The 12,857-nt window shown below is 51.7% G+C and carries 15 protein-coding genes; 1 reads left to right on the top strand and 14 read right to left on the bottom strand.

Annotation, left to right across the window (positions count from 1 at the left end):
- Positions 1 to 230: 230 nt before the first annotated feature.
- Complete coding sequence (locus tag Q9290_RS02030; RefSeq protein ID WP_306077962.1) at positions 231 to 890, bottom strand: thiopurine S-methyltransferase; 660 nt, start codon at positions 888 to 890, stop codon at positions 231 to 233.
- Between the two features lie 52 nt (positions 891 to 942).
- Positions 943 to 1,137: a DUF4250 domain-containing protein gene (locus Q9290_RS02025; RefSeq protein WP_306077961.1), complete on the bottom strand. Its 195-nt coding sequence runs from the start codon at positions 1,135 to 1,137 to the stop codon at positions 943 to 945.
- A 141-nt stretch (positions 1,138 to 1,278) separates the two neighbouring features.
- Between Q9290_RS02025 and Q9290_RS02020 the strand changes: the two genes are divergently transcribed.
- The gene (locus tag Q9290_RS02020; RefSeq protein WP_306077960.1) at positions 1,279 to 1,683 is read left to right on the top strand and encodes a cell division inhibitor; all 405 of its coding nucleotides are present in this window, start codon (positions 1,279 to 1,281) and stop codon (positions 1,681 to 1,683) included.
- A gap of 87 nt (positions 1,684 to 1,770) precedes the next feature.
- Here Q9290_RS02020 and maiA read toward each other — a convergent pair whose 3' ends face one another.
- From maiA to cpaB, 12 genes are all read right to left on the bottom strand, one after another.
- Complete coding sequence (gene maiA / locus Q9290_RS02015; RefSeq protein WP_306077959.1) at positions 1,771 to 2,412, bottom strand: maleylacetoacetate isomerase; 642 nt, start codon at positions 2,410 to 2,412, stop codon at positions 1,771 to 1,773.
- 3 nt (positions 2,413 to 2,415) lie between these two features.
- Positions 2,416 to 3,222: a tetratricopeptide repeat protein gene (locus tag Q9290_RS02010; protein ID WP_306077958.1), complete on the bottom strand. Its 807-nt coding sequence runs from the start codon at positions 3,220 to 3,222 to the stop codon at positions 2,416 to 2,418.
- Positions 3,223 to 3,498: 276 nt separating this feature from the next.
- A complete protein-coding gene (locus Q9290_RS02005) occupies positions 3,499 to 4,443 on the bottom strand; it encodes a type II secretion system F family protein (protein ID WP_306077957.1) in 945 nt (314 codons plus the stop codon).
- Between the two features lie 2 nt (positions 4,444 to 4,445).
- Positions 4,446 to 5,414: a type II secretion system F family protein gene (locus tag Q9290_RS02000; protein WP_306077956.1), complete on the bottom strand. Its 969-nt coding sequence runs from the start codon at positions 5,412 to 5,414 to the stop codon at positions 4,446 to 4,448.
- 12 nt (positions 5,415 to 5,426) lie between these two features.
- A complete protein-coding gene (locus Q9290_RS01995; protein WP_306077955.1) occupies positions 5,427 to 6,734 on the bottom strand; it encodes a CpaF family protein in 1,308 nt (435 codons plus the stop codon).
- A gap of 19 nt (positions 6,735 to 6,753) precedes the next feature.
- Entirely contained in the window at positions 6,754 to 7,962 is a 1,209-nt protein-coding gene (locus Q9290_RS01990; protein ID WP_306077954.1) for an AAA family ATPase, read from the bottom strand.
- Entirely contained in the window at positions 7,959 to 8,486 is a 528-nt protein-coding gene (locus Q9290_RS01985; protein ID WP_306077953.1) for a TadE/TadG family type IV pilus assembly protein, read from the bottom strand. Before Q9290_RS01985 ends, Q9290_RS01990 begins: the two co-directional genes overlap by 4 nt.
- On the bottom strand, positions 8,476 to 8,943 hold the full coding sequence (locus Q9290_RS01980) for a TadE family protein (RefSeq protein ID WP_306077952.1): 468 nt from the start codon (positions 8,941 to 8,943) through the stop codon (positions 8,476 to 8,478). Before Q9290_RS01980 ends, Q9290_RS01985 begins: the two co-directional genes overlap by 11 nt.
- Complete coding sequence (locus Q9290_RS01975; RefSeq protein WP_306077951.1) at positions 8,940 to 10,259, bottom strand: pilus assembly protein TadG-related protein; 1,320 nt, start codon at positions 10,257 to 10,259, stop codon at positions 8,940 to 8,942. The genes Q9290_RS01980 and Q9290_RS01975 overlap by 4 nt, the downstream gene beginning before the upstream one ends.
- Before the next feature lie 11 nt (positions 10,260 to 10,270).
- Positions 10,271 to 10,540 carry an addiction module component gene (locus Q9290_RS01970; protein WP_306077950.1) on the bottom strand — a complete coding sequence of 90 codons (270 nt, stop codon included), beginning with the start codon at positions 10,538 to 10,540 and terminating at the stop codon, positions 10,271 to 10,273.
- Between the two features lie 31 nt (positions 10,541 to 10,571).
- A complete protein-coding gene (locus Q9290_RS01965) occupies positions 10,572 to 11,885 on the bottom strand; it encodes a type II and III secretion system protein family protein (RefSeq protein WP_306077949.1) in 1,314 nt (437 codons plus the stop codon).
- A 136-nt stretch (positions 11,886 to 12,021) separates the two neighbouring features.
- Positions 12,022 to 12,813 carry a Flp pilus assembly protein CpaB gene (cpaB, locus tag Q9290_RS01960; protein WP_306077948.1) on the bottom strand — a complete coding sequence of 264 codons (792 nt, stop codon included), beginning with the start codon at positions 12,811 to 12,813 and terminating at the stop codon, positions 12,022 to 12,024.
- Positions 12,814 to 12,857 lie beyond the last annotated feature (44 nt).

The following is a 12,857-nucleotide window of genomic DNA, read 5'->3' as shown; positions in this document are numbered from 1 at the left end:
CCTTTCCGGCCGGTGGTATCCGGCACGGTAAAATAACAATTACTGTAAAAATAAGATCTTGCCGTTATTTTCAGCTGCATAATGCTTGTTAACTGGCGCATAATGCAGCATTCAGCACGGCATTCAGTGAATAGTTATTTTACAGGCAAAAGTATTACACAGAAAGAACAAGATGAAATATCAAACCAATCATTAACAATTGGTCAGAATAATAGTTCGACTTTTTAACATCAGTACGAACGTCGTGTCAGCACAAAGCACAGTTCATCAAAAAAGCTGCATTCCCCTGCCGCTACCCGGCGATTGTTGCTGCCTTCTTCGGTACGCTCCAGCAGCACCACCTCAAAATAGGGATCGAACAGGGTGCGGACTTCACGCTCATTTACCGCAAAGGGCGGCGACTGATCCTGAGCCGAGTCGTGGTTTACGGTCACCAGCAACATACGACCACCGGCCTTTACCAGCTTCGCCAGTAACCCGGCATATTCCGGACGCATGGCGGGCGGCAGCGCAATCAGTGCCGCCCGGTCGTAGGCGAGCTCAAACTGCCGGCCAAGGGCCCCTGCCTGAAAAAAATCGCCTTCATACAGGCTGAATGCACCCTGCTGCCAGCGCACAAAAGGCCCTTCGGTGTCGCGCACCGGCGAAAGTCTTGCCTCTTCAAAAAAGTCGCCTATCGCCAGCTGCGACAACTCAAAGCCGGTCACGGAATGGCCCTGCTCCGCCAGCCAGTGCATGTCGCGACTTTTGCCGCATAGCGGCACCAGCACCTGAGTACCGGGCTGGGCACCGATGTGGTGCCAGCAGCCACGCAGGTGGGTGTTAATGCCATTTTGATGAAACCCAATGCGGGATGTTTGCCAGCACTGATGCCAGAACTGTGGGTCCATGCTTGCGTCCTCCAATAAAAAAACCGGACTATGACAGTCCGGTTTTAACTTCTCAAGCGGCCCGGAACTGATTGGTGTGGCTGTCGTAGCGATAGCCTATTTGCGCCATGCGTGCACTCACCCAGCCGCCGTCCAGCTCGTAGCGTGACAGCAGTACGTCCAGGCTGTCGCATTCAATACGCAGTTTCTCATTGAGAATGCTCAGCACCATGTGGGTGTCCATCCGTTCCAGTTGCGTTCTGTCCATGTTGCTCTCCTGCTGGTAACTGGCCGGCATCATCACCGGCAAGAATCAGAATACTGTAAATTTAACCAGTTAAATATTGACCAAAACGACCCAAGCGAATACTGTATGTATAAACAGCAAAGCAACAGGCAGGGCCGAACCATGATGAACCTTTCATTACTCCGCACGCAGGCACTGATCTCCCGGCAGGACTCCCTGCCCCGCTGCAGAGCCACCAGTGCCGTTCACCACGCCAGCGCCGCCCCCCAGGCCGCATTGTTGGCCAGGCTGGCAGCACTCAGCCACAGTAATACCGGCTGGATCCTGATCGCCAATGCACCGGGCCGGCTGTGCCGCCAAACCCTGGCCACCGCCGGTATCAATCCTGCCCGCATTGTGGATGCCCACTGCCTGAGCCCCCAGCAACTGCAAGCCGCACTGGCAAGCCCGGCAATCGCCGCCGTGGTGTGCTGGCAACAGCAAGATGAAACCTTTTTGCCAAGGCGGCAAGCCGGCGAACGCCTTTTTGTGATCGGTCCGGCAGTGGCGCTCTGCCCGCTGCACTGAACAGTGCAAGCAATAAAAAAACCGGCGCTGCCGTTAAGCAACGCCGTTTTTTTTATGAAAATAGGGTCATCGATGTAAAGCAGGGCCTTACTCACAATAATCCGGCTGCTGTGCCGGTGCCGCTTGTTGAAAGGCGGGCTGGCGCTGGCAGTGGTAATAAATGGCCATGACTCTGGGGTACAGCGTCAAGTCACAATTCATGCGAATACCGTTGGCCACCTGGGGCACCAAGCAACAGTCGGCCAGGGTGGGCTGGTCCCCAAAGCAATACTCTCCAACGCCATGGCGGACCAACAACGCCTCGACGGCCCTCAGCCCCTCGGCAATCCAGTGGGCATACCAGGCCTGCTGCTGTGCCTCACTCACACCCAACTCATTTTTCAGATAGTTAAGCACCCTGAGATTGTTAAGCGGATGCATATCGCAGGCGATAAGGTTGGCCAGTTCCAGCACGCGGGCCCGCAGTAAAGGCTCGGCAGGCAACAAAGGAGGATCCGGCTGCAAGGTTTCAAGATAGTCGATAATGGCGAGTGACTGCCCCAACGCCACGCCTTCGTCATTCACCAGCAGAGGAACGCCACCGGCCGGGTTTAGCGTGCGGTAGGCTTGATCTCGCTGCTCCCCGGCCCTCAGGTTGACGGCGCAATAATCAACATGCAACCCCTTAATCGCAAGGGCAATACGCACCCGGTAAGAGGTTGAACTGTTAAAAAAGCTGTATAGCTGCATAGGTTATCGCTTGCTGATGGCCTGCATGGATTTGGCCTGGTTCAGGTTTTCCACCGCTCTGGGGTAGTAACGGGGTGAAGCGTCGATGGCCCGCTGAAACAGGCTGGCGGCACTCTCGTACTCCCCTTCCATCAGGGCGATATAACCCAGATCGTTCAACGCCTCGGCCTGAGTCATGATCTTGCGCAGGGCTGCAAGGGCTTCCGAGCTGCGGCCCCAGCGGTAATAAAGTAATCCGAGGTTGCTCCAGGCACGCTCGTAATCCGGCTCCTGGTTCACCGCCCGCAGCAGAGCCCGTTCCGCCTGGGGATATTCCCCTTCAAGGTAATAGGAAAAACCCAGGTTGGTGTGCAGCATGGCCATGCCGGGCTGAATGTTAAGGGCGCACTGGTAATGTTTACGGGCCTGCTGACCCTGCTCAAGAATGTCGGCCAGTAATCCCAGGCCATTGTAGCTGCGCCAGGGCGAGTTGGCATCGGTCACGCATTCACCAGCCTGCTCACTGCTCTGTTCCAGCCGAGCCATATCCGTGGTTACCACATCAAGCAACAGGGTTTCGGCTTCGTCGTGCCGCTTCATATCAATAAGCAGAAGGGCCAGCCCTTCCTTGGCATCCCGGCGCTTTGCATCTTCTTCAAGAGCACTGCGGTAAGCCTGCTCGGCGCGGGCGTTGTTATTGCGTTGACGCTCCAGCCGGGCAATGTTGAGGTAAATATCCACCGGCTCGAAGTCATCAAAGGCGAGCGCCTGAGTGTAGGCATAGATCATGGCATCGGGATCGCCGGAGGTTTGTGACTGGGCAATCAGCATTTGTGCTTCCTTGCCATTGGTGGGACTGATGACCCCCGCCCCAGGGGGCTTGGCGGAGGAAAGTCCGTTTTCATCAGAGTCTGACATAGCAGAACAGCCAGACAACAAAGTGATTACCAGCGCAATTGCAGTGTGTTTCATGTTGTTATCCTCAAGCCGGTTCCATGGCCAAAGTTTTTTATTATGTTCAGGCTAACTGTTGCCTCTCTTCTAGGCCAGTGTTTCTTCTGTAAAGAATGTCGACTCAAAGGCCGGCATGACGAAAGTAGTCAGTCATCACATATTGCCAAACACGCGGAATACCTTAAGTATTGCCGGTCCAACGGCAACAATAAAAAATGATGGCCAGATCAACATGACCAGCGGAAAAATCATCTTGGTGCCCACCTTGGCTGCCAGCTCTTCCGCCTCCTGCTTGCGCTTGATCCTGTATTCATCTGCGTAAACCCGCAGGGTCTCGGCAATACTGGTACCCAAGTGAATACTCTGATTAATGGCCACGGTCAGGCTTTTGAAGTCATCCAGGCCCGTACGCAGAATAAACTCGTCAAAGGCCTGCTGCATGCTAAAGCCGGCGCGAAGCTTGGCAGATATCAGGGTAAGCTCATCGGCCAGTTCATCATGGCTCATGCTGACTTCCTGAGCCACTCGCTGTAATGCCGCCTTGAAACCAAGCCCTGCCTCGGTGCAAACAACAAGCAAATCGAGAGCATCGGGCATGGCAAGTTTCATGCGGGTCATACGCTTGTTTGCCAACCGCTCCAGAACGAATACAGGCAGTAAATAAGCTACATAACCTACACCCACCAAAATCAGCAAAATCTTGTCAAGAGGCAGCTGGGTCAGCATATTCAACACAACAAATGTCACAAGCAAAGATACCAGCACCACCATAACTCTTATACCGAGAAACACTCGGTAAGCAGAGCCTTTATGAAAACCGGCATGCACCAACTGAGTACGAATTCGATGACCGTTAAAAACGCTAGCATGCTCCTTGGCAACCACCAACCGCTGCTCAAGGGACTGTTCTTCATCTCCATCGGCTTCGCGCTGAATTTCCTTCAACTGACGACGATAAGGGCTGGCCACACCACTGGCTACCAGGGTCAGCCCCCAAAACAAGGTAAGGGCGCTAAGGCCTACCACCGCAATCAGCACCCATTGTCGTAGTTGCGGATCGGCCAGTACCTGGCCCAGTATTTGATTGAGAGTGTCCATACTCACACCTCTATCTTGATAATTTTGCTAATCCACCAGGTACCCAGAACCATTCCTATGGCTCCGGCTATCAATAATTTATGGCCTTCCTTTGTATTGACCAACTCGGTAATGTAACCAGGTGTAGTGATAAAAATCAGCGCAAACAAGGCAAAGGGAGTGAGCACCAATACCCAACCAGACATACGGCCTTCCGCCGACAGGGTTCTTAACTGACGATTAAACTTGAAGCGATCCCGAATGATTTTTGCCAATTTGTCAATATTTTCAACCAGGTTACCACCAGTTTCACGCTGCACCTGTACCGCGCTGACCAAGGCCATATTGGACACACTGGGTACACGCTCCAGCAATCCGGTCATGGCCTTACGTATGTCCTTGCGGTAGTTGATATCGGCAAACACCAGAGCAAACTCACGACCTATAGGGTTGGGCATCTGCTCACTGATGAGCTTTATCGTGTCGGAAAAGGAATAGCCTGCTTGCAGCCCCCGTTTCATAATGTCTAGTGCTTCCGGCATTTGCTGCTCATACATGGACAACCGATTCAGGTAACTCCGCTTTAACTTGAGCCAGGTAATAAGTGATGGCACCACCAGCATAATAAGGCTTAGCCAAATGTTGTACAGCCACAGCCAGCTAACTACAACCAGCACCAGCGTAATGAAACCAACCATAAACACCAGCTGATACGCATAAAGCTTAGAACCAGCCAACTCCAGAGAAAATGCCACCCGCTCCATAATGGGAAGGGTTTCTATATGTCGCAGTGTAGGTGACAGGGCATCTAGCTTTTTGGTGCGAAAAATAGATGCCTGGGCTTGTTCCTTATTTTCATCAGCCAGAGCCTGAACTCGGCGCTTTAGCATGGTTGAGTATTTCAGACGGGGCTGACTGACAGGTACAAACATCGCCATACTCAGGCATACCACCGCCAGCCCCACAAGCGCCAGAAAGATCAGCATATTCATAAGCGCCTCCGGTTAAAAAATGCCCTTGTGCAGATCATCATCGCCAAACAGACTTCGCGGCAGCACCATGCCTCTGCGGGCAAGCCGATCGTAGAAGTTGGGCATAACCCCTGTGGCTTTATGACGACCCAGAACATTACCTTCGGCATCAATCCCCGTGCGCTCAAAGGTAAATATTTCCGACATGGTGATGGTCTCACCTTCCATGCCGTGTACTTCCTGCATGCTGATCAACCGCCGCTTGCCGTCTTCCTGGCGTTCCAACTGAATAATCAAATCCAGCGCGGAGGCCACCTGAGTACGAATATTTTTCACCGGCATATCAAACCCGGTCATGGACACCATGTTTTCAAGACGGCTCAGCGCATCGCGGGGTGTATTAGCATGCACGGTAGTCAGTGAGCCCTCATGGCCGGTATTCATGGCGGTGAGCATGTCGAAGGCCTCGGCACCACGCACCTCCCCCACCACAATACGATCAGGTCGCATACGCAGGGTATTTTTAACCAGGTCCCGAAGACTGATTTCACCTCTTCCTTCGATGTTGGCAGGCCGACTTTCCAGTTGTACTACATGGGGCTGTTGCAATTGTAGTTCGGCGGAATCTTCAACCGTGATAATGCGCTGGTTAGAAGGTATAAAGCTGGATAAAATATTCAGAAAGGTTGTTTTACCGGTACCGGTACCGCCCGAAATAAGAATGTTAAGCTTGCCCTTGACCACGGCCTCCATTACCTCGGCAATGGCCGGGGTAATGGTGCCAAAATCAATCAGGGTATCAATGGCCAGTTTTTCCACGGTAAAACGACGAATGGAAACGGTAGGCCCATTCAGTGCCAGGGGCGGAATAATGGCATTCACCCGGGAGCCGTCTTTCAGGCGAGCATCCACCATGGGCGAGAGTTCATCAATACGTCGCCCCACACTGGAGACAATACGCTCTATTACCCCCATGAGGTGTTCGTCGTCATGAAACGTCAGCGGCACACGTTCAATGCGGCCCTTGCGCTCAACGTAAATGCTTTTTGCCCCATTTACCATAATATCAGCAATACTAGGGTCGGCCAGCAAGGGCTCAAGCGGCCCCAAACCAAGCACTTCATCAAGTATTTGTCTAATAATATTCTGGCGCGAACTCATGGAAAGCGGCACCGGAGAGTCTTGCATCAACTGATGAGCCAGGCGCTCTATTTGATCGCTGGCCTGCTCTTTGGATACTGTTTGCAACATGGGCAGGTCAAGCATGTCCATCAGCTTGCCGTGCAAACGCTTTTTGTGAACTTCTTCTTCCTGGCTGAGGATATAGTCTTCAAGGTTCATCCGTGACCCCCTTGTTCGATCAGTTACCGAACAGTCGTTTGAATAATCCCGGTTTATCGTTTTGGCCAGATCCGGGCTTGAGCGCACTGGAAAGATGATTAAAACCTTCCACCAGTTTGTGACTACGTTTTTCTTCCGCCACCAACCGGCCCAGATCGGTACAGGTTTCGGCCATGGCGAAATCATTGGCCAGGGTAGCAATGCGTTTGATTTCAGTTGCTTTTTCTATCTCCTGCAGGGAGACGTCCTTTTTCTTGTCGTAACGGTTAACCAGTAGCAAAATACGATCCTTGCCAATGCCCAACTCGTGGCGAAGCTGGCGAAGCAAAAAAATTGTTTCACGCAGTGCACTCAGGCTTTGCTGCATCACCACCACCACCTGCTCGGCATTCTCCAGCAATGGCAGATTCCAGGCTTCAGGTCCGCGGGACATGTCCACTACCACCCGCTGATATTGCCCACGCATCAGGTGCAGCAACTGGGCACACTGGCGGGCGCTAACGGTGTTTTCATCATGCAGGGGTAATACGGACGCTGGCATCACATCCATGCCATCCCGCGCCTTGCTCACCATGCCTGCCAGCGCCATGGCGTCCATTTCACCTGCACGCTGCAAAGCATCATTCAGCCCCCCCTGTTTGTCCCGAATATTGAGGTAATCGGCCAGCGAGCCGTAATGTCGGCTGGCATCGAGCAGCAAAACCTTTTCGTCGTCATTCTGAAAGGCATGGCCCAAATTGGCGCAAACAAAACTGGCCCCCGAGCCGCCCTTGCCGTTTACCACCACGGTAACCGGTGCCAGGCTGATGCTGGCAGATACCTGAGCGGAAATACGCACCAGGGATGACCAGAGCTCTACGGGGTCGCTATCCAGCGGCAGAAAATCGGCGGCGCCCATCCGCATGGCCCTGCGCACCAGACTGGTGTTGGCCGGATCACCCATAAATACAAGGCTTCTACTGTCATCTGCTTTGCGCTCCAGCTCGTCATATACCGGCGCCAGCATGGGATGGTCCACCAACAAGAGAACCTGTCGGTCTCCCTTTGGCAGGAAATCCTGGTCATTCAGTTTTTTAAGCTGCAACTGACTGCTGTTATGCAGTTTGACCTTAAGCAGGGGCCACAACCGCTCGTCCGGATCCATAACATTCAACTGCAACGGACAGGAAAGTGCGGGCAGTGTCTGCATACTCTCTCGCTCCAGTTCCACTATTTTGGCGTCTGTCATATTCCTGCGCCTCCTGTATCGGTACAAATAATATTCCCATCGGGGTTGGACGCTGTTGGTTTGGTTCTTCCCATACTTTCGGTTCTCAGGGTTGTTGAAAAGTCAGGTGAGAATCGAGACAAGTCAACAGACAAAGGAAGTATCATTTCATATCGATAATTAACAATACGGGCACGTACATAGTCAGCTGTATGAGGCGGAATGGCATCAGTTCCGCTATCGGTCAAGTAATTAAAAGCAAGGTTGGTACTCGTAAACCCTGGTAAGAGGCCATTCATCTGGTTGATCACAGCCAGACTCACAATCCCACTATTCACCTCTTCAACCCGGCATACCGTTGCCAGCCTAGCAGCTCTGCGCGAAGCCTCATTAAGTGTGTTCCATGTAAACATCAATCGTGCAACTTCCATGATTCCAAATAACACAAGAAAAACCACAGCAGCCACAATGGAAAACTCAACAATAGTTGCACCATGCTGTTTTGAATTGAGACCCTTACGATTTCTCACCAAATTAACCATCATTGAGGATCCTCATGGTCATACTGACATTCAACGGGAACGACAATGAAACACTGTCACCAAAAAAGGTGTTCAGATTATCTGTAAACATTGGCGACCAGTCATAACTGACTATGAGAGTTACATATTTATCTTCGCTTGTAGATGGCATATTGAATGGTGCAGAAAATGTTACGTCATCTGCTACAAGCCCGGGTAAAACAACACTAGTTCCGGTTGTTTCCTGCCCATACAGAATTAGGTTTCTCACTTTATCTCTAAGCGCATTATCAAGTAAATAGTTTTCACCATCCGAAACACTTACAGTTCTGACAGATGCTCTCAGAGCCTTTGAGAGTGTGTTGTACTGATAAAACAATCTTCCAAATTCACCAATAACAAGAAGCAACAACAACAACAATGGCAAGATTATGGTTGCCTCAACGGCTGCCAAGCCTTTTTGTTTTTTGACAATCATCATGAGTCACCACTGGCAGTGTCTTTATATAAAACCAGCCGATCCGGACCATTCAGCAGATTGGAATAACTCCCACCATCGGCTGTGCAGTTATCAATAAACTCAGCAACAATATATTTTTCATTACCAGGTCCATCCGTAACCTTCTGAGTGAGAAACATACAAGCTGTACCTACAGAGGGAATTTCATGTTTACCATTTCCCTTATCAATAGGATTGCTGCAATCTCCTACGGGAACTCTTACAATTCTTCGACCGGTTATACAAGCTGGGTGCTCAGGTGCGATATCAAAATTAGATTCATCTGCCATATAATCTTGATAACTTTGTAATGCATAGCTTGCAGGATTACTTAATGTTGAACTTCCGCCTGATGAAGCAAACATATCTTCTGTGATAGTTACCGGGCTAAAGGCAGGGACTTCACAGTCTGGATGATATGCGCCGCCCTCATCTTTAGTCAATGGTTCAAAGTTCTTCATGTTACCAGAGTAATCAGCAAATCGAGTATTAATTCCTTGATCGGTTGGGCCTGACATATTACCGGTTTTAGTCGTTATAGATTCCCCTGCCCCAATACAGGACGCATTTGTTAAAGCACCTGCCAAACCATCTCTAAACCCATCAGCACCATTAGCATCAGGAAGATCAATAGCAAGAAAGTTACCAGGACCAACGGGTGTATTATTAGTTGGCGATTTAATCATAAGAACATCACCACGATCACTGTCTGTCGATGGAGTGAAACCAAAGTCATAATCATCGGGTATGTCATTATAATCAGCTGGAGGGGTTGGGTTACTATCACACATCATGAGTGGAATAATTTGGCATGAATCCTGTATTGTTGCACTGACCCCAGCCACAGCAGACGCACGCACTTGCCATACATCAATCAAAAGTTGTGAGAAGAATTGTCTTACCGGCACGGTATTCAATGACACTCTAATATAACGAGCATCCTCACTGACAGAAGGAGCAAAAGGTACCGGCTCCAATGAAAATTCGATATCGACTGCACTTACGAGATTATCTACATCGATATCTATTTGGCCAAAACCCTCCCCTGCCAAAATTCTGGTTAGGGTGGTTTCAACAGCATCTATTGCATCATTATGGGTATTATTTTCTGACAAACTCAGAGTTTTTGCTCCACTCAATGCGGCCGAGTCCACCGCATCCTGCACCCGAGTCTTGTTAAGCAGCAGGTAGCCCCCATCCAGAGCCAGGGCGGTAAAACCAAGCAGTACGAACAGCGCCACCGTCACCAGTACCAGTATGGCGCCTTTCTGTTTTCTGTGGTGCGACAGCGCTTTCATAACGAGACTCCTTATTCACCAAAGTTCAGGGTGACCTGGGTTTTGCCTTCAGAAGGTGACTCGGCACCTTTTACATACTTGCCGTGTAATGAGACCCCATATTCACCGTTGAGGGTGAGATCGGCCAGCTTGCCGTCGCTGCGAGCGCCAGCACCAGGATCCAACACCTGCAGCGAGTCAAGGGCTTTGGTGTCCTGTCCCATGTCAAAGCCATAGTGGCGTTCACTGGCACAGCCGGTTACAAATCCCGCAGCCAGCAGGGTTAGCAATAACTGTTTCATGGTTATACTCCTTGTTCTGCTGCCTGTTTCACTACAGCGACTGGCCATAGGTCTGCTCCATGCCACCTTCATTCATGGCAGGGTTAACGCCGCTATTACCGGTTTGCTCAGTGGCGGGCGCACCCTGACCAACCCGATCACGGTGGGACATACGACCCAGCAGGTAGAACTCAAAATCATTGGGCTCAATAAAGCCATCTGTGGGCAGAGTCACCTGCTGCTTGTCGAAGGGGCGCACCAGGCGAGGAGTGACCATAATCACCAGCTCGGATTCGCCCTTGGCAAAACTGCGGCTGGTAAAGAGATTGCCGAGCACAGGAATATCACCCACAAAAGGCATCTGGCTGATTTGCTCACGGTTACTTTCACTGAGCAGGCCGGCAATGCTGATGGTCTGGCCGTCCCCCAGCTCTACAGTGGTGCCGGCGCTACGCTTGCTGAGAGCAGTGATATCGCCAAACAAGGGCACATTGGCGGAGTTGGCTACCACCGGCTCACTGACACTTACGTTAAGATTCAGGTTGATTTTGCCGCTGCTCAGCACCACTGGGGTGAATTTGAGCCCCACGCCAAATTCCTTGAACTCCACAGCCACACCATCTTCGGTTGGAACCGGTACCGGATATTCACCGCCAGACAGGAACTCGGCAGACTGGCCACTGATGGCAGTAATGCGGGGCTCAGCCAACACCCGAGCCAGGCCACGGGTTTTTGCCAGGTCCAGTGCCACGTTAAACACGGTATCGGCACTCGCAAAACCACCGATAACCGTGTTGGTGCCAAAACCTGCAAGCTGGTCAACACTGTCGCGCAGCATTGAAAAACCCCAGTTTCCCGAGCGTTCAAACAACTCAAAGGCGGACTCCCAGCTACGAGACGTATCCCTCGCCACCTCGGCCACGGTCACCTCCAGCATTACCTGCTGGCCACCACCCACGCTCATCATGTTCATTACCTCTGAGCGGGCGGTGCCGCCCTCTGCAGCCACCACATAGCCCCGGGTCAGTTCATAGGCTGCATTCAGGCGATCGAGATTGGAAACTTCACCACTCACGACCAGTTGACCCTGAGAAGTGTGAACCTGAATGGGCTCATTGGGCAAAAAGCGATACAGCCGCTCTTTCAGCCCCTGAAGATCGTGGCTGACCTCAATGTCAAAGACCTGGATCAAGTTGTCATTCATATCCCAAACCATGAGATTGGTGTGGCCAAGCGACTTGCCCACCAAATACAACTCACGATCCTGCAATACCAGCACATCGGCAATCGCCGGATTACCTACCGATACCCGGCTGGCGGGCCGGTCGAGCATGAGTGATCGGGATTTATGTATAGGCAGCTGCATTGCATTGCCAGCCTCGTTGAGGCTGCCGCCGGCCCACGCAGGCCCGGTTGCTGCCAACAGTGTTAACCCCAAAATACATCCTGACAGGGTTCTCATAGCCACCTCCTGTGCACCAAAAGTCGAGTTTATTGAAGTATCAGATTTTCACCGGTACCTGTTGTTGTTTCGAGCCTTTGATGAGATCAATGGTCGAAGAACGTGGACGCACCACTTGTGGAGCCGGAGCCGGCTTGGCCTCAGGCTCGGGTGCAGCAACGGCAGCCACGGTTTCAATCTGCTGCTCCTGCTCATCATTGGGGTTTCGCAGCGCAAGCTGAATGCGACCATTGGAGCTAGCGTTCACCAGACGCTCGGCCTGTTCGGGATCAACTTCAAGAGTAACCGCGCGCACCAGTTTGGGGCGGTTTTCATCGGTATGCTGGGTCTGATCCACTGCCAGTACCTTGAGGTTTTTCAGCACGGTACGAGTCATTTTGCCACCGGTAAACAGAATATCGACCCGGTTGCCTGGCAGCAAAAAACCAGCCACACCGATAACATCGTTAACCCTTACGGTCACTGCTCTCATGCCTGGCTCCAGCAACACGGAAAGTGTGCTGCCCTCACCTGCCGGCGCCAGCCGCTCTATACGCAACACATCACCCCGGTAAAGGTTATTTTTGGCCACCATACTCTGGGCCTGCTCGAGGCTGGTAAGGGCACCGGGTGGTACCAGGCGGGTATCTATGTCTTTGAGTTGTACATGGATGGGTTCTATGGGGGCACCAGGCACCAGGTCTACTGCGGCCACTACAACCTGAGTGGTGTTGCCCTGAGCCCTGGCCTTGACAGCCTCGCTTTGCTGGTTGAGCCAGTTGTTGGCCATGATGGCCGCCGCTACGCCAAAGCCGACGGAAAGAACAAACAATAACAAAGTACGTGTTTTCATAACCGAGTCCTTGGTTTAACCGTTTTGTTCCACAAAGGGAGTAT

The sequence above is a fragment of the Oceanimonas aquatica genome (assembly GCF_030732065.1).
Taxonomy (GTDB): domain Bacteria; phylum Pseudomonadota; class Gammaproteobacteria; order Enterobacterales; family Aeromonadaceae; genus Oceanimonas.
Note: the sequence above shows the minus strand (reverse complement) of the source record. Positions and strands in the feature narration are given on the sequence as shown.

Bases quoted from the DNA above. Each gene is read 5' to 3' on its own strand.
- Q9290_RS02020 (WP_306077960.1), top strand. From the start codon at position 1,279: ATGATGAACCTTTCATTACTCCGCACGCAGGCACTGATCTCCCGGCAG.
- maiA (WP_306077959.1), bottom strand. From the start codon at position 2,412: ATGCAGCTATACAGCTTTTTTAACAGTTCAACCTCTTACCGGGTGCGT.
- Q9290_RS02030 (WP_306077962.1), bottom strand. From the start codon at position 890: ATGGACCCACAGTTCTGGCATCAGTGCTGGCAAACATCCCGCATTGGG.
- Q9290_RS02005 (WP_306077957.1), bottom strand. From the start codon at position 4,443: ATGGACACTCTCAATCAAATACTGGGCCAGGTACTGGCCGATCCGCAA.
- Q9290_RS01980 (WP_306077952.1), bottom strand. From the start codon at position 8,943: ATGATGATTGTCAAAAAACAAAAAGGCTTGGCAGCCGTTGAGGCAACC.
- cpaB (WP_306077948.1), bottom strand. From the start codon at position 12,813: ATGAAAACACGTACTTTGTTATTGTTTGTTCTTTCCGTCGGCTTTGGC.
- Q9290_RS01970 (WP_306077950.1), bottom strand. From the start codon at position 10,540: ATGAAACAGTTATTGCTAACCCTGCTGGCTGCGGGATTTGTAACCGGC.
- Q9290_RS02000 (WP_306077956.1), bottom strand. From the start codon at position 5,414: ATGAATATGCTGATCTTTCTGGCGCTTGTGGGGCTGGCGGTGGTATGC.
- Q9290_RS01965 (WP_306077949.1), bottom strand. From the start codon at position 11,885: ATGCAGCTGCCTATACATAAATCCCGATCACTCATGCTCGACCGGCCC.
- Q9290_RS01975 (WP_306077951.1), bottom strand. From the start codon at position 10,259: ATGAAAGCGCTGTCGCACCACAGAAAACAGAAAGGCGCCATACTGGTA.
- Q9290_RS02010 (WP_306077958.1), bottom strand. From the start codon at position 3,222: ATGCTGATTGCCCAGTCACAAACCTCCGGCGATCCCGATGCCATGATC.
- Q9290_RS02025 (WP_306077961.1), bottom strand. From the start codon at position 1,137: ATGGACAGAACGCAACTGGAACGGATGGACACCCACATGGTGCTGAGC.
- Q9290_RS01985 (WP_306077953.1), bottom strand. From the start codon at position 8,486: ATGATGGTTAATTTGGTGAGAAATCGTAAGGGTCTCAATTCAAAACAG.
- Q9290_RS01990 (WP_306077954.1), bottom strand. From the start codon at position 7,962: ATGACAGACGCCAAAATAGTGGAACTGGAGCGAGAGAGTATGCAGACA.
- Q9290_RS01995 (WP_306077955.1), bottom strand. From the start codon at position 6,734: ATGAACCTTGAAGACTATATCCTCAGCCAGGAAGAAGAAGTTCACAAA.